Origin of the sequence: uncultured Campylobacter sp. (assembly GCF_938002845.1) — a bacterium.
In the GTDB taxonomy this organism is placed as follows: domain Bacteria; phylum Campylobacterota; class Campylobacteria; order Campylobacterales; family Campylobacteraceae; genus Campylobacter_B.
This window is the reverse complement of record NZ_CALKZP010000008.1, coordinates 1-21,492: the sequence shown is the minus strand read 5'-3', so window position 1 is coordinate 21,492 and position 21,492 is coordinate 1. Positions and strand designations below refer to the sequence as shown.

24 protein-coding genes and 1 pseudogene are annotated in these 21,492 nt (G+C 48.4%); 23 read left to right on the top strand and 2 right to left on the bottom strand.

From position 1 onward, the window contains the following. Position 1 precedes the first annotated feature (1 nt). The 5 genes from nuoK to Q0224_RS00635 are packed head-to-tail and all read left to right on the top strand — an operon-like array spanning position 2 to position 6,133. Positions 2-325: an NADH-quinone oxidoreductase subunit NuoK gene (gene nuoK / locus Q0224_RS00655; RefSeq protein WP_297948138.1), complete on the top strand. Its 324-nt coding sequence runs from the start codon at positions 2-4 to the stop codon at positions 323-325. Then, positions 318-2,165: an NADH-quinone oxidoreductase subunit L gene (gene nuoL / locus Q0224_RS00650; RefSeq protein WP_297948135.1), complete on the top strand. Its 1,848-nt coding sequence runs from the start codon at positions 318-320 to the stop codon at positions 2,163-2,165. Before nuoK ends, nuoL begins: the two co-directional genes overlap by 8 nt. A 7-nt stretch (positions 2,166-2,172) precedes the next feature. Next, a complete protein-coding gene (locus Q0224_RS00645; RefSeq protein WP_297948132.1) occupies positions 2,173-3,702 on the top strand; it encodes an NADH-quinone oxidoreductase subunit M in 1,530 nt (509 codons plus the stop codon). Then, on the top strand, positions 3,692-5,476 hold the full coding sequence (locus Q0224_RS00640) for an NADH-quinone oxidoreductase subunit N (RefSeq protein WP_297948129.1): 1,785 nt from the start codon (positions 3,692-3,694) through the stop codon (positions 5,474-5,476). Before Q0224_RS00645 ends, Q0224_RS00640 begins: the two co-directional genes overlap by 11 nt. A gap of 60 nt (positions 5,477-5,536) precedes the next feature. After that, complete coding sequence (locus Q0224_RS00635; protein WP_297948126.1) at positions 5,537-6,133, top strand: hypothetical protein; 597 nt, start codon at positions 5,537-5,539, stop codon at positions 6,131-6,133. A gap of 147 nt (positions 6,134-6,280) precedes the next feature. On the opposite strand, the gene miaA is transcribed toward Q0224_RS00635, so the two are convergent. After that, positions 6,281-7,186, bottom strand: a complete 906-nt coding sequence (gene miaA, locus Q0224_RS00630) for a tRNA (adenosine(37)-N6)-dimethylallyltransferase MiaA (protein ID WP_297948123.1) — start codon at positions 7,184-7,186, stop codon at positions 6,281-6,283. Positions 7,187-7,282: 96 nt separating this feature from the next. Between miaA and mqnP the strand changes: the two genes are divergently transcribed. From mqnP to trxB, 18 genes and pseudogenes are all read left to right on the top strand, one after another. Beyond that, a complete protein-coding gene (mqnP, locus tag Q0224_RS00625; RefSeq protein ID WP_297948120.1) occupies positions 7,283-8,152 on the top strand; it encodes a menaquinone biosynthesis prenyltransferase MqnP in 870 nt (289 codons plus the stop codon). 10 nt (positions 8,153-8,162) lie between these two features. Continuing rightward, positions 8,163-8,522, top strand: a complete 360-nt coding sequence (locus Q0224_RS00620) for a hypothetical protein (protein ID WP_005869739.1) — start codon at positions 8,163-8,165, stop codon at positions 8,520-8,522. A gap of 80 nt (positions 8,523-8,602) precedes the next feature. Further along, entirely contained in the window at positions 8,603-9,568 is a 966-nt protein-coding gene (gene moaA / locus Q0224_RS00615) for a GTP 3',8-cyclase MoaA (RefSeq protein ID WP_297948118.1), read from the top strand. After that, positions 9,565-9,807: pseudogene (locus Q0224_RS00610) on the top strand (7-carboxy-7-deazaguanine synthase QueE); the annotation flags it as partial. The gene moaA and the pseudogene Q0224_RS00610, both read left to right, overlap by 4 nt. After that, positions 9,787-10,530, top strand: a complete 744-nt coding sequence (locus tag Q0224_RS00605; RefSeq protein ID WP_297948226.1) for a 4Fe-4S cluster-binding domain-containing protein — start codon at positions 9,787-9,789, stop codon at positions 10,528-10,530. The pseudogene Q0224_RS00610 and the gene Q0224_RS00605, both read left to right, overlap by 21 nt. Then, positions 10,527-11,108, top strand: coding sequence for a 6-carboxytetrahydropterin synthase (locus tag Q0224_RS00600; RefSeq protein WP_297948115.1), 582 nt, complete (start codon positions 10,527-10,529; stop codon positions 11,106-11,108). Before Q0224_RS00605 ends, Q0224_RS00600 begins: the two co-directional genes overlap by 4 nt. Next, positions 11,108-11,329, top strand: coding sequence for a hypothetical protein (locus Q0224_RS00595; RefSeq protein ID WP_297948112.1), 222 nt, complete (start codon positions 11,108-11,110; stop codon positions 11,327-11,329). The genes Q0224_RS00600 and Q0224_RS00595 overlap by 1 nt, the downstream gene beginning before the upstream one ends. A 374-nt stretch (positions 11,330-11,703) precedes the next feature. Next, positions 11,704-12,186, top strand: coding sequence for a hypothetical protein (locus Q0224_RS00590; RefSeq protein ID WP_297948109.1), 483 nt, complete (start codon positions 11,704-11,706; stop codon positions 12,184-12,186). Continuing rightward, positions 12,186-12,842 carry a 16S rRNA (uracil(1498)-N(3))-methyltransferase gene (locus Q0224_RS00585; protein ID WP_297948223.1) on the top strand — a complete coding sequence of 219 codons (657 nt, stop codon included), beginning with the start codon at positions 12,186-12,188 and terminating at the stop codon, positions 12,840-12,842. Before Q0224_RS00590 ends, Q0224_RS00585 begins: the two co-directional genes overlap by 1 nt. Positions 12,843-13,157: 315 nt before the next feature. Beyond that, entirely contained in the window at positions 13,158-13,358 is a 201-nt protein-coding gene (rpmE, locus tag Q0224_RS00580; RefSeq protein ID WP_005869728.1) for a 50S ribosomal protein L31, read from the top strand. Further along, positions 13,359-14,174, top strand: coding sequence for a 16S rRNA (cytidine(1402)-2'-O)-methyltransferase (rsmI, locus tag Q0224_RS00575; RefSeq protein ID WP_297948106.1), 816 nt, complete (start codon positions 13,359-13,361; stop codon positions 14,172-14,174). Between the two features lie 35 nt (positions 14,175-14,209). Then, positions 14,210-14,911 (top strand): 23S rRNA (guanosine(2251)-2'-O)-methyltransferase RlmB, encoded by a 702-nt coding sequence (gene rlmB / locus Q0224_RS00570; protein ID WP_297948103.1) that lies wholly within the window; start codon positions 14,210-14,212, stop codon positions 14,909-14,911. Further along, positions 14,883-15,902 (top strand): hypothetical protein, encoded by a 1,020-nt coding sequence (locus Q0224_RS00565; protein WP_297948100.1) that lies wholly within the window; start codon positions 14,883-14,885, stop codon positions 15,900-15,902. The genes rlmB and Q0224_RS00565 overlap by 29 nt, the downstream gene beginning before the upstream one ends. Before the next feature lie 482 nt (positions 15,903-16,384). Then, positions 16,385-17,590, top strand: coding sequence for an LL-diaminopimelate aminotransferase (locus Q0224_RS00560; protein ID WP_297948097.1), 1,206 nt, complete (start codon positions 16,385-16,387; stop codon positions 17,588-17,590). Next, positions 17,590-18,858 (top strand): homoserine dehydrogenase, encoded by a 1,269-nt coding sequence (locus tag Q0224_RS00555; RefSeq protein WP_297948094.1) that lies wholly within the window; start codon positions 17,590-17,592, stop codon positions 18,856-18,858. Before Q0224_RS00560 ends, Q0224_RS00555 begins: the two co-directional genes overlap by 1 nt. Before the next feature lies 1 nt (position 18,859). Beyond that, entirely contained in the window at positions 18,860-19,198 is a 339-nt protein-coding gene (locus Q0224_RS00550; RefSeq protein ID WP_297948091.1) for a YraN family protein, read from the top strand. Between the two features lie 70 nt (positions 19,199-19,268). Next, positions 19,269-19,583, top strand: coding sequence for a thioredoxin (gene trxA, locus Q0224_RS00545; RefSeq protein WP_295151069.1), 315 nt, complete (start codon positions 19,269-19,271; stop codon positions 19,581-19,583). A 110-nt stretch (positions 19,584-19,693) separates the two neighbouring features. Then, a complete protein-coding gene (gene trxB / locus Q0224_RS00540; RefSeq protein ID WP_297948088.1) occupies positions 19,694-20,638 on the top strand; it encodes a thioredoxin-disulfide reductase in 945 nt (314 codons plus the stop codon). A 219-nt stretch (positions 20,639-20,857) separates the two neighbouring features. Here the strand turns inward: trxB and Q0224_RS00535 are convergent. Beyond that, positions 20,858-21,492 (bottom strand): hypothetical protein (locus Q0224_RS00535; protein ID WP_297948085.1); only part of this gene is annotated, 635 nt, incomplete at its 5' end.

Sequence of the window (21,492 nt, the reverse complement as noted above, 5' to 3'; positions counted from 1 at the left end):
AATGGGTCTAAATGACTATCTGATCGTCGCTGCGATGATGTTTGGGCTAGGGCTTGCGGGTATGATGAAGCGAAGAAATTTGATAATGCTCTTTTTTTCGAGCGAAATTTTATTAAATGCCGCAAATTTAGCCCTCGTCGCCGTGGCGAAATTTTACGACAACATAAACGGCGAAATTTTTGCGCTTTTCATCGTAGCGATCGCCGCGAGCGAGATGGCCGTGGGACTTGGGCTGCTCATCTTGTGGTATAAGAAGACGGGCAGCATCGAACTTGACAGCTTCGTAAATTTTAAAAATCCTTCTAAGGACGGGCCGGATGCTTGATACCGTTTTTGTATGGCTCTTAATCGCCCTTTTCGCACCGCTTGCCTCGGCGATCTTCGCAGGCGTTTTCATTCGCGCCAAAGATAAGATGTTTATCGGCGTAATCTGCTCGGCGCTGGTGATTTTAAGCACTATCGCGTCGCTTGCTTTGATGGAGCTCGTCTCTGACAACCGCCTAATCAGCGTAAATTTAGCCGATTTCATAAGCACGGGATTTTTGGACGCAAAATTTAGCTTTCTCATAGATAGCGTAAGTGCGGTGATGATGGTGGTCGTAGGCATCGTTTCCAGCGTCGTGCACGTGTATTCGATCTACTATATGTGGGATGATGAAAACTTCGCTAAATTTTTCAGCTTCCTGGGGCTTTTCGTATTTTCGATGCTAGTTTTGGTAACGAGCGATAATTTTTTAGGGCTTTTCATCGGCTGGGAGGGGGTCGGACTCTGCTCGTGGCTGTTAATAGGCTTTTGGTATGATAGGAGTAATTACAGCTGGTGCGCCAACGAGGCTTTCATAATGAACCGCATCGCAGATCTTGGGATGCTGCTTGGAATTTTTTTGATCTATTTAAATTTTGGCTCGCTGCGGTATGAGGTAGTGTTTGCGAATGCGGCGGGCTTGGAGCCTGAAATTTTAACCCTAATCGCAGCGCTTTTATTTATCGGCGCGATGGGCAAAAGCGCGCAGTTTCCATTCCATACCTGGCTGGCAGACGCGATGGCGGGTCCGACGCCCGTATCCGCGCTCATTCACGCAGCGACGATGGTTACGGCGGGCGTTTATCTGGTAATCCGCGCAAACACGATTTTCGCGCTCGCGCCCGAAGTAAGCGGTTTTATCGTCTGCCTAGGCGCTTTTGTGGCGGTCTTTGCAGCGTCGATGGCGCTGGTTCATAACGATCTTAAAAAAATCATCGCCTACTCCACGCTCTCGCAGCTTGGCTATATGTTCGTAGCCGCGGGGCTCGGGGCGTATTGGATCGCACTATTTCATCTGGCGACGCATGCGTTTTTCAAAGCGCTTCTATTTTTGGACGCGGGCAACGTAATGCACGCGATGAAGGACGATCTAAATATCCAAAATATGGGCGGATTATATAAGTTTATGCGGCCTACGGCGATTTTAATGTGCATAGGCTCGCTTGCGCTTTGCGGATTTTATCCGTTCGCGGGCTTTTTCTCAAAAGATAAAATTTTGGAAGCGGCGTGGAGCGCGGACGCGTATTTTATCTGGGCGCTGCTGTTTGCGGGCGCTGCGATGACGACGTTTTACAGCGTGCGTCTGATAATGCTCGTGTTTTTCGGCAAGCAAAAATTTACCCACCATCCGCACGAGGCGAAAGGCTTTGCCCTCATCGCGATGGGCGTATTAGCTGTGCCTGCGGTGATCGCGGGCTTTTTTGAGCACGATTTTGCGGAGTTCGTGCTTAGCATACTACCGGGCTTTAAAGCTTCGATCCCGCACGGCGTGGAGGTAATTTTGATCGCCATAACGCTAGCGATGATAAGCGCGGTGGCGATCGGCACGATTTGGACATACGGCAAGGGCAAATTTAGCCAAAATTTAAAGAACTGCAAATTTTATAAAATTTTGATCGCTCAGTATTTTATCCCGCAAATTTATGAGCGCGTGATCGTGCGCGGATACGCCAAGCTTAGCGAGATCTGTGCTAAATGCGACGGCGCGATCATAGACGCCAGCGTCGATCTGATCGCTCGCGTGGCGGTAAAAAGCGGCGAAGGTGCGGATCGTGCGAGCAATAGCGGAGATTTGAGCGCAAATTTAAGGTGGATGGTTTTGGGATCTTTCATTTTGCTGATTTTGGCGTTTGCGCTGTGAGGTGGGCATGGAATACTTTTTAAGTTTGGTTATATTTTTTCCGGCGGTAGCTGCGGTTTTAGGCTTTTTGATCGACGAAGCGAGCATCAAGACCTACGCCGTTACGATGAGCTTTATAGAGTTCGTGCTTTCGCTAGTTTTGTGGATACTCTATGAGCCGGTGGACGGCATCGCGTTTAGCGTGCTGCACCCTTTCATAAGCGAATACGGCATCAACTACTTCATCGGCGTGGACGGAATTTCGCTGTTTTTAGTGATCCTAAGCACGCTGGTTACCTTTTTAGCGCTGCTTAGTCTAAGCATTAAAGAGCGCGCCAAAAATTTAATCATCTGCATTCTATTTTTAGAAATGACGATGGTGGGCGTTTTTGTGGCGCTGGATGCTATTTTGTTTTACATATTTTGGGAGCTTTCGCTTATTCCGATGCTCTATATCATCGGCGCGTGGGGCAGCGGCAAAAGAATTTACGCCGCGGTGAAATTTTTCATCTACACTTTCCTGGGTTCGATGTTTCTACTTGTAGGACTCGTGGCGATGAGCTATTTCTATCACGAGGCTACGGGCGAGTACAGCTTTAATATCCTAGACTGGCAGAGCCTATCGCTGCCGCTTAGCACGCAAATTCCTCTGTTTTTGGCATTTTCGATCGCCTTTGCGATCAAGACCCCTTGCTTTCCTTTTCATACCTGGCTGCCGTATGCGCACGGGCAGGCCCCTACGATAGGCTCGGTTCTGCTTGCCGCGGTGCTTCTTAAGATGGGCACCTACGGCTTCGTGCGATTTTCGCTGCCGCTGTTTCCGGATGCGAGCGTCTATTTTAGCGGGATGATGTGCGCCGTAGCGATCGTTATGATCATCTATGCAAGCTTCATCGCCTTTGCGCAGAAGGATATCAAACAGGTTATCGCGTATAGCTCGATCGCGCATATGGGCGTCATAATGCTTGGAATTTTTTCAATAAGCCGCGAAGGAATGAGCGGCGCGGTATTTTTGATGATAAGCCACGGTATCGTAAGCGGCGGGCTCTTTATGCTCGTAGGCTTTTTATACGACCGCAGGCATACGAAGCTTTTTAGCGAATTCGGCGGGCTTGCGCGGGTGATGCCGCTTTATGCGTTTTGCTTTTGCGTCGTGCTGCTAGGCTCGATAGGACTTCCGCTTACGATCGGCTTTGTGGGAGAATTCTTAAGCCTTGCGGGGATTTTTAAAATAAGCTTTAGCTATGCGCTTTTGGGCGGACTCGGCATCATAATGGGCGCGATCTATTCGATGAATCTTTATAAAAAGACCTTCTTCGGCGCGCTCGTGCATGAGGAGAATAAAAAGCTAAGCGATCTAAACAGAACCGAGCTTTGCTCTATCGTCCCGATCTGCGTGCTGGTGGTAGTGCTGGGCGTCGCGCCAAATTTGATGCTAAAGAGCATCGAGCCCAGCGTGACGCAAAGCCTTGAGCTGATGTTTAACAAAGCCTCTCAGACTGCGACTCGCGCCTATATGGAAAAAGCAAATTTTAAGGTAAGAAGCGATGCAAAATAATCTTTTAAATTTAGCCTCGATCGCGCCTATGGCGATACTTGGAGGATTTGCCCTGCTGATGCTCGCGGTTTCGCTTTTTGCGCGCACGCTATCGTATAAATTTTACGCCGTCATCACGATACTGGCGCTAGCTCTGGGCTTCGGGCTCGTTTTTGGATACAACAGCGGCATACGTGGGCTTTTTGACGTAATGCTAGTGGACGGAATCGCGACGCTATCGATGCTTATCATGCTCGCAGGTTCGATATTTTTCATCTTTCTGTCTTTGGGCGCGAGAAGCGCGCACGAGTACCACACCGCGGAGTTTTTCGTGCTGTTTTTATTCGTGCTCGTGGGGTATGAGTTTATGGTCGCGAGCGAAAGCTTAATGATGATCCTCGTGGGGCTTGAGACGGGTTCGCTGGCGCTTTATACGCTAATCGCGCTGCATAATCGCGCCAGATCGGTCGAAGCGGCGCTAAAATACTTCATAATGGGCGCGCTGGGATCGGGCTTTTTCGCATTCGGCGCGGCGATGTTTTTTCTATCGACTGGCTCTATGGAAATTTCAAATATCGCGCAGATCGCCAAGAGTTCAAATTTACAAACCAACGTCCTGCTTTTCGCCGCCTGCTCATTTATGATCGTCTCGATAGGATTTAAGCTCTCGCTGATCCCGTTTCACACCTGGACGCCCGACGTTTACGAGGGTGCGAGCTCCGCTATGGCGGGCTTTTTGTCCGTCGTGCCCAAGATCGCGGGCTTTGTCGTGGCGATCAGGCTATTTGAAGCGCTGCAAAGCATCGGCGTGCAGTGGCTAAACATCGTGCTCTACGCCGTAGCGGTGCTTACGATGAGCTTAGCGAACCTTATGGCGCTCGTGCAGCGCGACGTCAAGCGGATGCTCGCTTTCAGCTCCATTTCGCACGCGGGCTTCGTGCTCTGCGCGATCGTGATCGGCTCGACGCAGGCAAACGCCGCACTTTTCACCTACTGGATCCTATATGCCGTGGCGAACCTCGGTGCGTTTGCGTTCATCTGGTGCGTGCGGCAAAGGCGCGCCCGCTCGTTAAATTTAAAATTTAAAACCCAAAGTCCCGCTTTAAATTCAAATGCAAACGACGAGGATGAGGGAAATTTTATCTCAAACGCAAAGCTTTCTTTTTCGCAAAATCACGAGCTAGGTTCTACTAGCAAGTTAAATTTAGGCGAGAACGGACAAAATTTAGCTTGCGGAGAGTGGAGCTTTAAAGCAGGCGAGCAAAATTCCAAAGAAAACGAGCAAAATTTTAAAGCGAGCGAGCTCGGCGCGGAAACGAGCTTTTTCGGCACTGAAACTTGCGAGCCAGGCGCTGAAATTTGCGAGCAAAGCTCCAAGTTCGCGGCTCGCTTCGAGCATTCGTTTGAGAAATTTGACGGGCTGATCCGCACCTATCCGCTTTTTGCGCTATGCGCGGCGATCTTCATGCTCTCGCTTGCAGGCATTCCGCCGTTTAGCGTGTTTTGGGGCAAGATGTATCTGCTAAGCGCGGCGGTCAATTCGGGCTACTTCGCCCTCGCCGTAATCATGGCGGTAAATAGCGCGCTCGCGCTGTATTACTACCTGCGCCTCATCGTGCGTATGTTTTTGCACGAGCCGCGAAAGGACGCGGAGCTTGACGGCTCGCTGAACGCGGTCTCGGTGCAGATAAAATTTGCCGTCGTACTAGCTAGCGTGGCGTGCGTGCTGGCGCCGTTTTTGGTAAAATTTCTAACCGGCGCGGTAAACAATTTCGTCTTTTTAAGCGGGTATTGAGCTAAAATTTTAAGCGCGAATTGAACCCATCGCGCTTTGCCAACAAGGAGAGATATATTTTTGGGCGAGCTAAGTGCTGACGGCTACGGTTTTGCGCTGCTTGATGTGCGCGATTTGAGTGAGTTTTTAAAGGAGCGAAAATGCAGAGCAAAAAAGCTTCTAAGCTACTGGGACGCGCACAAGCAGCTGTTTTATGACGCCGTAAAGGGCGCTAAAGCTTTACCCTTCTACCCGCTTACGGTGCGCAGCTATGAGATCTTCGTTTGCATTGACGAGGAGTTTGCGCCGTCTGCGGGCTACGAAGTAGCTTTCAAGCGGGATAGGCTGTATTTCGCCCCGCAAAGCAACTCCGCGATCCTAGCGAGTTTCGATGCTTTGCAGTATCATTTCGATGAGCTAAAAAGCGACGAACTCGAGCTAGGCTATGAGTGCCAAAGCGGCGCTGCGGGCAAGATGCGAAAATTTAATTCCACGCTCAAACTTGGCTTGCAAAGCGGCACTTACGAGCTTTGCGTCGTTGGGCTAAAAAACAGTTCGCAGCACTTCGAGAAATACGGCTACGCCTTTATTTTCAAGCGCAACGCAAGCGCGGAAAATCAAAATTTTGATAGGCTTGATAACGATAAATTTAGCTTTGATATTTGCGAAGGCGATTAAATTTAACCTGAGCTTCGCGCCGCACGAGATCTCGGCGCGACCCGCAAAATTTTAAAGATGCGACTGGCGCGGTAAATTTAAATCTAAATTTTACTTCCTTGTCTCACTTTTTTCTAGCAAGCGCACAAATTTTGATAAATTTTGATTTTAAATCTCGCGGCGGAGGAGCTTTAAAATTTCACGCTCCAGCTCTTGCGGCGGCGCTGAAATTTTATCCGCGAACTGCGAGCGATTGAAGGTGCGCTGGCGCTTTGCAAGCTGTACCGTGTGCAGGCTTACGAGCTGCTCGCACTGCGCCCGCGAGATCTGCCCGCGCAAAAGCTGCCCGCACTCCTTTAGCCCGATGCAGCCTAGCGCCCTACACTCTGAGCCGTAGCGAGCGAATAAAAACTCCGCTTCCTCCAAAAGCCCGCGCTCAAACATCGCCTTCGTGCGCACCTCGATACGTCCTGCAAGCCATTGCTTGGGCGCCTCGATCTCAAAAATTTTAATATCCGAAATTACTGGCGGAGCGGTGTTCTCGCGCAGAAATTTACTCGGCGCCTCGCCGCAAAATTTATAGATACTTAGCCATTTTTTTAAACGAAAACTGTCTGCTGCGCTAAGCTTTGCGGCAAATTCCGGATCGATCCGCAGCGCTAGAGTGTAAATTTCATCGTTTGAAATTTCACTTTTGAAATCGGGAACCTTCGGCGCCAGCCCGCTTAGCATCGCTTTTAGATAAAACCCGCTGCCGCCCGTGATTATCAAAGGCGCGCCGCTACGCCCTGCAAAAGCCTGCGCGGCTGCGTATTCTTTAATAAACTCGCCGACGCTAAAGTACTCGTTTGGGTAGATTAAATTTACGCCGAAGTGCCTGATCTCGCGCAGTTGCTCCTTGCTTGGCTTGGCGCTTGCGATGTCGATCTGCCGGTAAATGCAGAGCGAATCAAGGCTCAAAATCACGGCGCCGATCTTTCGCGCGATACTTAGCGCAAGATCGCTTTTGCCGCTTGCTGTAGTGCCGATGATCGCGATCTGTGGGCTTGCGTGCGAGTTTTGATTTTGGCTCAAGGCGTTTCCTTTCGTAAATTTTTCGTTCAAATTATATCAAATTTAGAGCTATTCTTACTTTTTTTTGATACAATAGTGCCCAAAATAAGGGGCGAAATGGCTAAATTTAAAGAAATTTTATCCGACATCAACGAATTAATAGTTTTTAAACACTCGGTTTTTGCGCTGCCGTTTATCTTTACGGCGATGATTACCGCAAGCAAGCTGCAAAACGGCTCGGTATGGTTCGGCTGGAAGTTGCTTTGTTTAGGGATTTTATGCGCGGTAAGCGCGAGAAGCTTCGCAATGGCGCTAAATCGCTACTTGGACGAGGACATCGACCGCGCCAATCCGCGCTGCGCTTCGCGCCCCAGCGTGGACGGACGGATCGGGCGCGGAAATTTACTGCTTTTCATCATCGCAAACGCGGTGGTTTTCATAGCGGTTTCGGCGTTTATAAATCCTTTGGCGTTTAAGCTTTCGGTGCCGATTTTAGCGGCATTGGGTGGGTATTCGTATTTTAAGCGCTTTAGCGAGACCGCACATTTGATGCTAGGCTTTTGCTTGGGGCTTGCGCCGATTGCGGGCGCGATCGCCGTTAGCGGCACAATTCCGCTATGGTCGGCGCTGCTATGCCTCGGGGTAGTATTTTGGGTGGGCGGCTTTGATGTGCTGTATTCGCTTCAAGATATGGAATTTGACCGCACGGCAGGGCTTTACAGCATCCCTGCGCTTTACGGCAAGGAAGCGTCGATGTTTATCTCCAAAATTTTTCACGCCGTGGCGGTGCTTTTTTGGCTGTTGTTTTGCGCGGCGGCAAATTTAGGCTTTTTTGCCTATCTTGGCGTGGCTGCGTGCGCGACGATTTTGTACTTCGAGCATAGGATCGTGCGTAACGATTTTAGCAAGATCGATCGCGCGTTTTTTACGCTTAACGGCTACTTGGGCATTGCGTTTTTCGCTTTTATTTTTGTAAATTTATTTTAAGGAACCCCCTATGGATCTTAACACTATCATCATTTTAGGACTTTGCGTCGTTATATTTTTGATGTTTTTCGTCATATATTTTAAGGATAAGCAAGCGGATAAAAAATTCGAGCGATTTGATCAGGTATTGACCGATGCTATGCAGGAAAACTATCTGCTTAAAAAGAAGGTCGAGGAGCTAAAAGAGATGATCGATTCGGGCGGTAAAGTAGCTCCCAATATCGATATAAACGCGATTGCCGACGTGATCGACGAGACGATAGAGCAGAGACTAGATGTAGTGCCTACGATGATTGACGAGCGGGTAGAAAAGCAGATCAGACCGCTACTAGATCAGCTTAAAGAGCTCATCGGCTCGGTAAGAAAATAGCCTGAGCAATATAAAAATAAAATTTTGCAAAATCGCTTTGTTTTTTATATAATCGCCGCAAATTGATATTAAGGCAAAATATGCTAATTGATAAATTTGGACGAACGATCGATTATTTGCGCATTTCGGTTACGCAGCGGTGTAATTTTAGATGCAGATATTGCATGCCTGCTACGCCGTTTAATTGGGTGCCGCGAGAGAATATTTTAAGCTTTGAGGAGATGTTTTTATTCGTCAAAGTTGCGATCGACGGCGGCGTAAAAAAGATCCGTATCACCGGCGGCGAACCGCTGGTGCGAAAGGGGATCGAGGATTTTATAAAGATGATCGCGGATTATGCTCCGGGTATCGATCTTGCGCTTACTACCAACGGATATTATCTCAAAAACTACGCGCGTGCCCTGAAAGACGCCGGGCTAAAGCGCATCAATATGTCGCTTGACTCGCTGCGACCGGAGCGAGCTAAATTTATAGCTCAGCGCGGCGTACTTTATAACGTCCTAGAAGGCCTTGACGCCGCGCTTGAAGCGGGGCTAAAGGTCAAGCTAAACACCGTCGCGCTAAAAGGGATCAACGACGACGAGCTTATTTATTTGCTGGAATTTGCCCGCGAAAAGGATTGTCAGATCCGCTTTATAGAATTTATGGAAAACACCCATGCCAGCGATCTTACAGGCTTAAAATCAAACGAAATTTTAGATATTTTAAGGCGTAAATTTATCTTTACCGCTCTGCCGAAATCGCAAAGCTCGCCCGCGTCGCTTTACGCGCTCGGGGACGGCTACACCTTCGGTATCATCGATCCGCACAAGCACGATTTTTGCGAGAGCTGCAACCGCATCAGACTAAGCGCCGAGGGGCTTTTGATCCCGTGTCTTTACTTCGAGGACGCGCTAAGTATCAAAAAAGCGGTCAAAGAGGGCGACATTGCCGCAGCCGCCGAAATTTTGGCTAAAATTTTAGCGAATAAGCCCGAAAAAAACCGCTGGCAAACGGACGAGGCGAATGAAATTTCAAGCCGCGCATTTTACGAGACGGGCGGATGAGGCTCGTAGAGAGCTTTTTAAGTATCCAGGGCGAGGGCAAATACGCAGGCAGACTCGCGTTTTTCTTTCGCTTTGCGGGCTGTAATCTGCGCTGTGCGGGCTTCGGCGGCGAGCGCATTTCGCCAAAGACCGGCGCGATCTTGCGCGGTTGCGATACGATCCGTGCAGTCTTTACGAACCACTTCGAGCACGAAGAAATTTTAAATTTATCGCAGCTTTTGAATAAAATTCCAAATTTATCAGGTTCGTCCTGTTTCGCACCTGCTTGCTCTGCGCCGGGTTTTTGCGCCGCCGAGTCTTTTTTCGAAAGCGATACGTTAAATTCCGCCGCCGCGCAAACACCTTTTTGCCAAAAGGATAATGGAGAGAATTCTTTAAATTTAACAAGTGAAAATTCTTTAAATTTCGCGGCGCAGAATTCTTTAAATTTAGATCCGCAAAGCGCTGCCGCGTCGCAGAGCGCTAAGCTTTACCAAAAGCCGATCATCGTTATTACCGGCGGCGAGCCGATGCTGCACCATAAAGAGGCGCTATTTTACGAGTTCGTCTGCGAGCTGCTCGCGCGCGGACATGCGGTGCACTTCGAAACCAACGGCACGATTTTAGTGGATTTTGAAAAATTTCCCGCCTACAAAAGCTGCGTCTTTGCGGTCTCGCCTAAGCTTTCAAACTCTGCCGAGCCGCGCGAACGCAGGTTAAACTTCGCCGCGCTGCGAAGCTTAAGGCAAAACGCAAAGGATAGTTTTTACAAGTTCGTCATCTCACCCGAGTTTGACGCGCAGCCCGAGATCAGCGAAATTTTAGCGGCGTGCGAGAGCGAGGTTTATTGCATGCCGCGCGGCGCAGATCGTCGCGAGCTAGAAAGCGGCGCGCAATTTTGCGTGGATTTTTGCCTAAAAAACGGCTATAATTACTCCGATCGCCTGCACATTAGAATTTGGGGCGAGAAGGACGGGGTATGATAATTAGGAAATTATACGAATTCGAAAACGCTCACATCGTGCGCCTGTGCGGCTCGAAGCGGTGCCGCACTAGCATCCACGGCCACTCCTACAGATGCGAAATTTTGCTTAGCTCAAATTTTTTGGATGAAGCGGGGATGGTTTATGATTTCGGCTACATGAAGCTCGGTATCCGCGAACTAATCGATAGTTTTGACCACGCTACGACGATCTATGCGCGCGATGGTGCGAGCTATATCGCGGATCTTAAAAAACACAGCGCGCGCTGGGTACAGATACCGCTAAATCCGAGCGCGGAGCAGTTTTGTAGAATTTTTTTCGTCCTTGTGGACCGACTTTTGAGCCTGACTCAGATGCAAAACGGCGAGCGCGAAGTAAAGCTTCACAGCGTCATCGTGCACGAAACCGCGACCGGCTACGCGCAGTGCTTCCGCGAGGACGCCTACAATGCGCAGATGGGCGAGATCGCGCTGGATGAGATAGAATTCTCGCCCGCCGTGCGCGAGGAGTGGAGGCAGCCGGAGCTTTGGCAAAAGCTATTGCGCGGTGAAAAAATCATCTATCCAAAGGATTGCTGATGAGAAATTTCTTTAAATTTGGCGTGGGGCTTATGCGCATTTTTGCCACATGCGCGATCTTTGCCTGCGCGCTTGCCTTGGGCGGTTGCGACGATGAGAAAAAGGACACCTTGCAAAAGCCGCCGGTGGATAGCGAGGTGCCGAAGGACGTGCCTATCGCGCCTAGCGAGCCCAAAGTCGATATAAACGCCGATATGCCGCCGCTTCCGGTGACCGAATAGGGCGGAGCGTTGAAAAGTCCGCATCTAAATTTGAAAATTTTTAAAATTTGCGTTGTTTGTATGCGGCGCGCAAGCGCGATTTTAGTATCTTTTTTACCCGTGCGATCTGCGCAGAGAAATTTTAAATTTTATAAAGCTTTATCTGCAAAATTTCATTCTTGGCACGAGAAATACGGCACGGAACCGCAATTAAAATATGCGCTAAATTTTAACGCAATAAATAGCCGCGACCGCTTTGAATGGTTTTTAAAATTTCAAAGGCGCGGAGCAGGTCTGCTTTATCTTGCGCCGGAAAAATTTGCGTTGAAATTCGGTACTTTCGGCTCTAGCCGCGCAAAATTTTATCCTGCAAATTTAACCCTCCGGCGGAAGTAATGGATTATCTGTATCAAAGTGCCCTGAGCTTTCATAAATTTTTCGCGCTAGCTGCGGCGATTTTAACGATAATTTATCTGATCTTTACCCAGCTTAAGATCGATGCGGCGGCGGAATTTTGCCCTCGCAGCGAGGCTTTAAATTCCGCCGCCTCCGCGCCGCAAGCTGAAAATTTAAAGCAAAAGAGCAGATCTGGGCTTAGATTTCTTAGGCGCATCAGGCTGTTTTTGCCGATATATTATGCGACTCTCGCGGCGCTGATAATTAGCGGAAGCGTGATGCTGCCGGTGCTGCGCTTTGATCTGAGCTTTAAAATTTACTTTATGGCGGTCGGATCGCTAGCGATGATCGCGCTTAGCGCGGTATCGTACAAACGGCTGAAAATAGCGTATATAAGTCAAAACTTTGCGGCGTATCAGCGCAAAATGCGAGTGATTTTGGGGCTAAGCTTAGCGATAATTTTGATAGCGAGTGTTATTTGATGGTATATTTTTACGATAAGTTTGCAGGCGAACAGAGCCTAGTTTTGCAGAATGATCAGTTTTTACACCTAAAGGCTAGGCGAGCAAGGGCGGGCGAGCGCATAGACGTGCGAAATCTAAAGGACGGGGCGAGTTATCTATATGAGATCGCCGAAATTTCGCGTAAAGGTGCGGCTCTGAATTTGGTTTTTAAAAGCTCTGTTTTTATGCCGAGCCACGATTTTTGCGTCGCTTGGGCGGTCATCGAGAGCGCCGTGATCGAAAAGAGCCTGCCTGCGCTAAACGAGATGGGCGTCGGGCGGCTTATTTTGGTATATGCCGATCTGTCACAGAAAAACGTGAGGCTCGATATGCAGAGGATGGAGCGGATTTTGATCAACTCGTCGCAGCAGTGCGGGCGAAATTCCATCATGCAGATCGAGGTTTTGGGCGGCTCGGACGAGCTTGCGCAAAGATATGAAAACGTAAGCCTGATCGATTTTGGCGGCAAGAACATCGACATTTTCGGCGGCGATGAGATTGCGTTCGTAGGCCCCGAGGGCGGGTTTTCGCCGCGCGAAAGGGAGAAATTTAAAAAAGCCTATGCGCTTAATAGCCCTTATATTTTGCGCTCAAACACAGCGCTGATTGCAACTTGCGCGAAGCTGATGTTTTAGGCGCCCGACAAATTTTAAAATTTAAAAAGCCGTGCCCTTTAAATTTTGGAATTTAAATTTTGCTCTGCGCGATCCGCTATGTTTATCAGTGGCTTAACGCGCGGCGCGTATTTACGCGCTGTATTTTGCACGCCGCAATAAATCAAAATTTTATCTTCAAAATGCGCTAAATTTTAAAATTTTGCGCCCAAAAAGCTTGCTCGAAAAGAAAATCCGCCGCTTCGCCGAGAGATTTTTAAAAACCCTTTAAATTTGCTTTTTAGATAAAAAAGTTGTATAATCGCTGCCTTTTAAAATCATCAAAAAGGATCAAAAATGAAAAAAGATATCCACCCAAACTTTGTCGAAACGACCGTTACCTGCGCTTGCGGCAACACTTTTAAAACGCGCTCGAATAAGGCCGAGATCCGCGTCGATATCTGCTCCAATTGCCATCCGTTTTTCACCGGCAGCGAGAAGATCGTAGATAGCGCGGGCCGCGTCGAGAAATTTAAGCAAAAATATGGAATGAAATAGTTGCTATATCTCATTCCTACGCCGATAGGAAATCTAAGCGATATCTCGAGCCGCGCGCTTGAGGTATTGCAAAGCTGCGAAATCCTAATCTGCGAGGATACGAGGGTTTCAAAAAAACTTCTAAACTTATTATCCGATAAATTTCAAATTTCATTTAAAATTTCACAGTTTTACTCTCTGCACACGCACAACGAAGCGGAGTTTTTCGCTGGCTTTAATCCGGCGCTTCTGCGCGAAAAAGCTTGCGCATACGTAAGCGATGCGGGCATGCCCTGCATCAGCGATCCGGGTATTGCGCTCGTAAAATTTGCGCAACGAAACGGCGTGCCTTACGAGGTGCTTAGCGGCGCAAACGCTCTGCTGCTCGCAGCTGCCGCAAGCGGGCTGGTGGAGAAAGAATTTAGCTTTTTAGGCTTTTTAAATAATGACGGCGCGCAGCGCAAAGCTCAGATCCTAAATTTAATGCAAAGCCCCTATCCGTGCGTGCTATATGAATCCCCAAAGCGCGTGGTAAAACTGATAGAACAGATCGCTGGGATCGACACGCAGCGCAAAATTTTTGCGATCAAAGAAGCTACCAAAAAATTTGAAACCAAATTTTTCGGTAGCGCCGCAGAGGTTTTGCTGAGCTTAAACGGCGCAAATTTAAACGGCGAATGGTGCGTCGTGATTGACGGCTCAGGCGAGAAAAGCTTTGAAAAAATCACGCAAGAAGATATTCTGTCGCTTGAGATCGCGCCGAAAATAAAAGCGAAACTACTCTCAAAAATCAGCGGCGAACCCGCGAAAGAAATATATAAAAATTTGATACGCTAAGTCATATTTTAACCGTTTTTCGCTAAAATCCCAAAATGATTATTTACGGCAAGCAGCTATTTTTGCACCTTTTAAACCGGCATCCGCAGAAATTTATCCGCATCATCCTTGCTAGGGAGTGCGAGAAAGAAATTTTTAAAAAGATCGCCGCGACCGGCGTAAAAATCGAGCGCGCCGATGCGAAAAAAGCTCAAGCCCTCGCTCGCAGCGGCAACCATCAAGGCTTCTTGGCTGAGGTGGAGGAGTTTAGCTTCGGCGATCTAGCTAGCGTCAAAGACGATAAATTCGTGCCGATCCTTTACGGGCTTACCGACGTCGGAAACATCGGCGCGATAATGCGTAGCGCCTATGCTTTGGGCGCGGACAGCGTGATCGTCGTCGCAAATAGTCTAAATATGGCGGGCGTAGTGCGCGCAAGCTCGGGCGCGGCGTATGAGCTAAACGTCGTTAAGGTTACAGACGGACTTAGCGTGTTAAACGAGCTTAAACAAAGCGGCTTTGAAATTTACGCCGCGAGTGCGGACGGGACGAACTTTAAGGAGTTAAAGCTCGGCGCAAAAAACGCACTCGTAATGGGGAACGAAGAAGAGGGGATACCTGCTAGGGCGCTTAAAAAATGCGACTGCGCGGTATCGATAAAGATGCGCGAAGGCTGGGACTCGCTTAACGTAAGCGCGGCATTTGCGATACTATGCGATGGAATTTTAAATGGAAGAAGTAAAAGAGAAGTTAAATAATACGGACGAGCAGGCGGAACAAACCGAGAAGCTGGAGCAAACACAGCAGCCAAAAAATAGCGATCTGGATAAATTAAAATCTATGGATCTGATCGAGATAGCGCGCACGACGCGTATCGACGCGCAAAATTTAGAATACATCATCAACAAAGACTTCGAGAAGCTAGCGAATTTTAACGTTAGGGGCTATATTAAAATTTTAGAGCGCGAGTTCGGGCTGGATCTATCGGACTGGCTTAGCGAGTTTGAGAGCGCCAAAGCGAGCTTCGCGCCCGTTAAAAAGGCTAAAGTCGAGCAGGTTTATGGTCAAAGGGTTAGCCCTAACAAAAGCGGCAGCGGTTGGCTTATGTGGCTGCTTGCGATGGTATTAATCATAGGCGCAATCTTTTATTTCGGACTTTATAAAAGCTTCGGCGAATTTTTGGGCTCGCTTTTATGGGAACAAAACAAAACCACCTACTCGGACGCTCCAATCGTAAATAACACTCAAAAAAAGCTTGAAAACATCGGTATCGACGTCGTTTCGCACAACGCTACAGATGAAAAATTCGCACTAAAATCGGATATTAATGCAGCCGTTGCTGCGGATGAAAATTTAAGCTCTCTAAATGCGCTGGATCGCTCTATCAGGATCGAGCGCGCGAGTGCCAAAACAGAGGAAAATTCCACCGACGAGAACGCCACGCAAAACAAACCCGCGCCGAGCAAAGATATCGTGCTTAGCCCGCGCGGCAAGATGTGGATAGGCATTATCGATCTAAAAAGCGGCAAGAAGCGCGAGATGGTCATCAATGCCCCTTATGTCGTCGCTTCGCAAGGAGATGAGGAGCTGCTAATCTCTACCGGTCACGGGATGTTTGAGCTCGGTAAAGCCGATGGCAACGTAACTTTCAGCGAAAGAAACACTCAAAAATTCCACGTCAAAGATGGCAATATCACTAAAATTTCAGCCGATGAGTTTCTGCGCCTAAACAAGGGCAAAAAGTGGTAAAGCTCTCGCTCGTAGGGCTTTTGCCGCCACCGAGAGTAAAATTTTGGCTTTCTGCGGCGAGTGCGACCTAAATTAAACCTAGGAGCGTAAATTTAAAGAGTTTTAAAATGCGCTGCCTTGGATAAAATTTCAAGTGGTGTATATAAAATTTTAAGCGTTGTGGGCGCCTGAGTGTTAAATTTAAGAGGCGTCGTCCACGGCGCCGTGCAAAACGGCAGCTTTAATCGTTATCGTTTTGATCGGACGTAAATTTAAACAGCGCCGCAAAGGGTCGTGATGCTCTAAATTTAAACAATCAATGCCCCCGCGGTTTTAAAATTTTAGCGAGGTAAAAGTTTAAATTGCCCGAGCAATATAAAAAGCGCCGCCGCATCGACGCTAAGGCTTGAAATTTTGCCTACGTGCAGCACGAGCAGATCGCGACGTTAAGGCGCGAAATTTTAAATATGGCTTGAAAAATACTTTAAAATAAGAGGTTTGAGATGTTTGACGAAATCCGTTTTTCAAAAATCGAGCGTTTGCCCAATTACGTTTTTGCCGAGGTCAATGCCATAAAAATGGCGGCGCGCAGAGCCGGCGAAGATATAATCGATTTTTCGATGGGCAATCCCGACGGCAGGACGCCGCAGCATATAATCGACAAGCTTTGCGAAAGCGCGCAAAAGGACAAAACGCACGGCTACTCCGTAAGTCAAGGTATCTACAAACTGCGACTTGCGTGCGCGAATTGGTATAAGCGTAAATACGGCGTGATCTTAGATCCAGATAGCGAGATCGTCGCGGTGATGGGCTCTAAAGAGGGCTTCGTGCATCTAACAAGCGCGATCGTAAATCCGGGCGATGTCGCGGTGGTGCCCGATCCTGCCTATCCGATCCACACTCAAGCCTTCATCATCGCGGGCGGTAACGTAGTTAAAATCCCGCTTGCCTATGATGAGAATTTAAATTTTAATGAGAACAAATTTTTCATCGATCTGCAAAAAACCTTCGACGAGAGTATTCCGCGCCCAAAATACGTCGTCGTAAATTTTCCGCACAACCCCACCACCGTCGTCGTGCAAAAGAGCTTTTACGAGCGGCTCGTGGCGATGGCGCGGCAGGAGCGGTTTTATATTATCAGCGATATCGCTTACGCAGAGATCGCTTTTGAGGGTTACAAAACTCCGTCGATCTTTGAGGTCCAGGGCGCAAAGGATGTCGCAGTCGAGGCATACACGCTTTCTAAAACCTACAATATGGCGGGCTGGCGCGTAGGTTTTGTAAGCGGCAACAAAAAGCTTGTCGCCGCGCTTAAAAAGATCAAGTCGTGGTTTGATTACGGCATGTTTACGCCGATCCAAGTAGCCGCCACGATCGCGCTGGACGGGCCGCAAGAGTGCGTAGAGCAGATCCGCGCGAGCTATGAGAAGCGTAGAAATTTTTTGATTGACGCTTTTGCGGACGCAGGTTGGCAGATCGCTAAACCTAGCGCGTCGATGTTTGCGTGGGCAAAATTGCCGCCCGCGGCGGCTCATCTAGGGAGTATGGAGTTTTCCAAACAGCTTCTTACTAAGGCGCGCGTAGCCGTAAGTCCAGGCGTGGGCTTTGGTGCGGCGGGAGACGATTACGTGCGGATCGCTTTTATCGAAAACGAAAACAGGATCCGCCAGGCTGCTAGAAATATAAAAAAATATTTGAAAGAGATTTGATGAAGGTAGCGATTTTAGGCGTCGGCACCGTAGGTAGCGAAGTTGCAAACATTTTGATCAAAAACAAAGATATCATCCTTGCGCGCGCAGGCGTTAGCATAGAGCCTGTAATCGGGCTCGTGCGCGATACGAATAAAAAGCGTGATGTGCAAATTCCGCTTAGCAACGACGCTGGGAGTATCATCGAGCGCGACGACATCGACGTTTTTGTAGAGCTTATGGGCGGGGTAGAAAAGCCCTATGAGATCGTAAGCGAAATTTTAAAGCGTAAAAAGGCGGTCGTTACCGCAAATAAGGCGCTTTTGGCTTATCATCGCTATAAACTTCAGGCTTTGGCGGGCGATACTCCTTTTGGCTTTGAAGCGAGCGTGGCTGGCGGAATTCCGATCATCAAAACCCTGCGCGAAGGGCTAAGCGCCAATCGTATCGAAAAGATAATCGGCATCGTAAACGGCACGAGCAACTTCATCCTTACGAATATGATGCAAAAAAATGAGAAATTTGAGGACGCGCTAAAGCGAGCTCAAGAGCTCGGTTACGCCGAAGCCGATCCTAGCTTTGATATCGGCGGATTCGATGCGGCGCATAAGCTCTTGATCTTAGCTAGCATCGCATACGGCGTGCACGGCGACCCGGAGGATATCCTAATCGAGGGGATCGAGGAGATCACGCAGGAGGATATATATTTCGCGCGCGAATTTGATTTCATAATCAAGCTGCTTGCGGTGGCTAAACGCGCGTGCGACAATAAAGTCGAGCTGCGCGTCCATCCCGCGCTCATTTCAAAGGATCAAATGCTCTCAAAAGTAGACGGCGTAATGAACGGCGTGAGCATCTACGGAGACTGCGTCGGCGAGAGTATGTATTACGGCCCCGGCGCGGGCGGAAGCGCTACGGCAAGTGCGGTTATAAGCGATCTTATCGACATTGCGCGCGATAATAAAAATCCGATGCTGGGATATAAAATTTTGCCGAGCGAAAATTTTATGCAAATTTTGCCGAGCGAGCAGATCCGCACGAAGTATTATTTCAGGCTGCGCGTGCGCGACGAAAAGGGCGTGCTCGCGAAGCTTACGAACATTATGAGCTTAAACGATATTTCGATCGACAGCTTTTTGCAAAAACCGAAGCTCAAAACGGATGAGGAAGTGACGCTGTTTTTCACGACGCATACATGCTGCGAGAAGGACATAAAGCGCGCAATAAACGTAATTAGCGGCGAAAATTTCATTACGCAAAAGCCTTTTATGATCAGGATCGAAAGCTAATTTGAGCTTAAAAGAATATCTTTTCGGCTTTGCCTGCGAGGACCGTGCGGCGGAATTTTTACGCAGCGAAGGATTTGAAATTTTAAAGCGAAATTTCCGCTGCCGCTTCGGCGAGATCGATATCGTCGCGCGTAAGGGCGGAATTTTGCACTTCGTCGAGGTGAAGGCCACTAGTGGCGATTACGACGCCGCAGAGCGTATGACGGACGCCAAGATGGCTAAAATTTTAAAGGCGGCAGAATTTTATCTGATGAGCTGCGATACGGACGAGCCGTGGCAGATCGACGTCGTGGAAGTTTATCCAAAGCAGATAAAATTTATCGCCAACATATCTTTTTAAATTAGAATTTTTATTATTTATTTAAGATAGTTAACTATAATCCGCAGAATTTTAACACAAGGAGAACATTATGGGAAAGTATATAGAGCTTACTTCGGAGAATTTCGACGTTACTAAAGAGGGTGTCGCGCTAGTCGATTTTTGGGCGCCTTGGTGCGGGCCGTGCCGTATGATCGCCCCGATCATCGAGGAGCTTGCGAACGATTACGAGGGCAAGGCTAAAATTTGCAAAGTAAATACCGACGAAGCGCAGGATTTGGCGGTGCAGTTCGGCGTCCGCTCGATCCCTACGATACTATTTTTCAAAGACGGCGAGCTAAAAGCTCAGCTCATTGGCGCGCAATCTAAGCAGATCATAGCCGACAAACTAAACTCGCTTCTGTAAATTTTAAAAGGGCGGCTTTCGCCCTTTTTTCTCCCACTCATCGTTATATTAATTAAATTCGTAAATTTAGCGCCCGCGACTTTACTTAATAAAATAATTAAGGAGAAAAAATGTTAGATTTAGCAATTATCGGCGGCGGCCCTGCAGGGCTAGCGGCGGGGCTTTATGCTACAAGAGGCGGTTTAAAAGACGTCGTGATGTTTGAGATGGGTATGCCCGGCGGGCAGATCACCTCAAGCTCCGAGATGGAAAACTACCCGGGCGTCGCCGCGGTGACCGACGGGATGAGCTTTATGGCGCCTTGGCAGGAGCAGTGCTTCCGCTTTGGCTTAAAGCATGAGATGGTGCGCGTGCTGCGCGTCTCAAAAGACGGCGATGGAAATTTTACGATCTATCTCGAGGGCGATCAAACACGACGCGCGCGTGCCGTTATCGTCGCTACGGGCTCTACTCCGCGCCGCGCGGGGATCGAGGGCGAGGACGAGTTTTTCGGTCGCGGCGTTAGCACCTGCGCGACCTGCGACGGGTTTTTTTACAAGGGCAAAGAGGTTGCCGTCCTCGGCGGCGGCGATACTGCGCTAGAGGAGGCTCTGTATCTAGCTAAAATTTGCTCCAAAGTATACCTAATCCACCGTCGAGACGAGTTTCGCGCCGCGCCTTCGACCGTGCAAAAGGTGCGCGAAAGTGAGAATATCGAGCTCATTACAAGCGCGCTCGTAGAGCAGATCAAGGGCGATGCAAGCGGCGTAACGGGCATAGTCGTCAAGGATAAAATTAGCGGCGCTGCGCGCGAGCTGCAGCTGCCGGGGATCTTCGTATTCGTGGGGCTTGACGTGCGAAACGAGGTGCTAAAGAATGAAAGCGGCAAGTTCATCTGCGATGTCACGCCCGGCGGACAGGTCGCGGTAAATTTAAAGATGCAAACAAGCGTACACGGGCTATTTGCGGCGGGCGATATGAGGCAGGATGCGCCTAAGCAGGTCGTTTGCGCGGCAGGCGACGGCGCGGTTGCCGCACTTAGCGCGATCGCGTATCTGCAAGGACACGATAAATAAGCTTGTATTCGGCGTAAATTCCACGGCGCGGCGGGCGAAACTGCTTTCGCCGCGCTTTTTAAATTTAAAAGCCCGCGTCAAATTTGAATGAAATAATGAAATTTTGACGCAAGGCGGCTCAAATTTAAAATTTCGTCAAATTGAGCCGCAAAATAATGCTATCGTCTTTTGCGGAAACGCTTCCGAGCCGAAACGTCTTTTAAAAATTCAGATAAAATTTTATTGTCTTTCGTAGAAAGTTGCAAGGGCGTCTTCCGCCGTTTTTCTATTATTAAATGCCGATCTTATCTTAATAACATCATCAATTATATCTTTAGTCACTATAAATTTATCCGATAAACTTACGCTCTTATCGGCATTCACGATAAAATTTAATTCGATCGCAGCCTGTGGCGGCAGCTCTGCTGCCCTTCCAAGCTGTAGCCTTATTTGGCTAGGCGTTAGCTGCGAATAATAAGCGACGTCTTCTAATGAATCAATAATATTACTCATATAAATCGCAGAAGTTTTTGGTTCACCATCCTTTAGTATTTCATCTTTTAATTTATCGTCGCAATCAACTGGCTTTTTTTGAAATGAGTAATCTATTTTGCCTCTGTCTTTGAGCTCCTCTTGAAATTTCGTCTCATTTATTTTGCAATGTTCATTTGCCAATTTAAGTAAACGCTGTTGTTTATCATCAGATTTATCTTTATAGAAAAACACGGCACCTCTTAAAGACGTGTTTAGCATAGCCTCTTTATATTTTTTGTTAAAGGCATCTACATCGACCTTTACTTTCTCCATATCCACGTCGCAAACCATCTTGACCGTCTTTAATCCGCCGTTTTCCTCTTTGCTCCACGCGATACTTT

Coding starts and splice junctions, on each gene's coding strand:
- Q0224_RS00645 (WP_297948132.1), top strand. CDS start 2,173: ATGGAATACTTTTTAAGTTTGGTTATATTTTTTCCGGCGGTAGCTGCG.
- Q0224_RS00595 (WP_297948112.1), top strand. CDS start 11,108: ATGAGAAATTTCTTTAAATTTGGCGTGGGGCTTATGCGCATTTTTGCC.
- trxA (WP_295151069.1), top strand. CDS start 19,269: ATGGGAAAGTATATAGAGCTTACTTCGGAGAATTTCGACGTTACTAAA.
- Q0224_RS00590 (WP_297948109.1), top strand. CDS start 11,704: ATGGATTATCTGTATCAAAGTGCCCTGAGCTTTCATAAATTTTTCGCG.
- trxB (WP_297948088.1), top strand. CDS start 19,694: ATGTTAGATTTAGCAATTATCGGCGGCGGCCCTGCAGGGCTAGCGGCG.
- Q0224_RS00565 (WP_297948100.1), top strand. CDS start 14,883: ATGGAAGAAGTAAAAGAGAAGTTAAATAATACGGACGAGCAGGCGGAA.
- moaA (WP_297948118.1), top strand. CDS start 8,603: ATGCTAATTGATAAATTTGGACGAACGATCGATTATTTGCGCATTTCG.
- Q0224_RS00585 (WP_297948223.1), top strand. CDS start 12,186: ATGGTATATTTTTACGATAAGTTTGCAGGCGAACAGAGCCTAGTTTTG.
- rlmB (WP_297948103.1), top strand. CDS start 14,210: ATGATTATTTACGGCAAGCAGCTATTTTTGCACCTTTTAAACCGGCAT.
- nuoK (WP_297948138.1), top strand. CDS start 2: ATGGGTCTAAATGACTATCTGATCGTCGCTGCGATGATGTTTGGGCTA.
- Q0224_RS00555 (WP_297948094.1), top strand. CDS start 17,590: ATGAAGGTAGCGATTTTAGGCGTCGGCACCGTAGGTAGCGAAGTTGCA.
- Q0224_RS00560 (WP_297948097.1), top strand. CDS start 16,385: ATGTTTGACGAAATCCGTTTTTCAAAAATCGAGCGTTTGCCCAATTAC.
- Q0224_RS00620 (WP_005869739.1), top strand. CDS start 8,163: ATGGATCTTAACACTATCATCATTTTAGGACTTTGCGTCGTTATATTT.
- Q0224_RS00600 (WP_297948115.1), top strand. CDS start 10,527: ATGATAATTAGGAAATTATACGAATTCGAAAACGCTCACATCGTGCGC.
- rpmE (WP_005869728.1), top strand. CDS start 13,158: ATGAAAAAAGATATCCACCCAAACTTTGTCGAAACGACCGTTACCTGC.
- nuoL (WP_297948135.1), top strand. CDS start 318: ATGCTTGATACCGTTTTTGTATGGCTCTTAATCGCCCTTTTCGCACCG.
- mqnP (WP_297948120.1), top strand. CDS start 7,283: ATGGCTAAATTTAAAGAAATTTTATCCGACATCAACGAATTAATAGTT.
- Q0224_RS00640 (WP_297948129.1), top strand. CDS start 3,692: ATGCAAAATAATCTTTTAAATTTAGCCTCGATCGCGCCTATGGCGATA.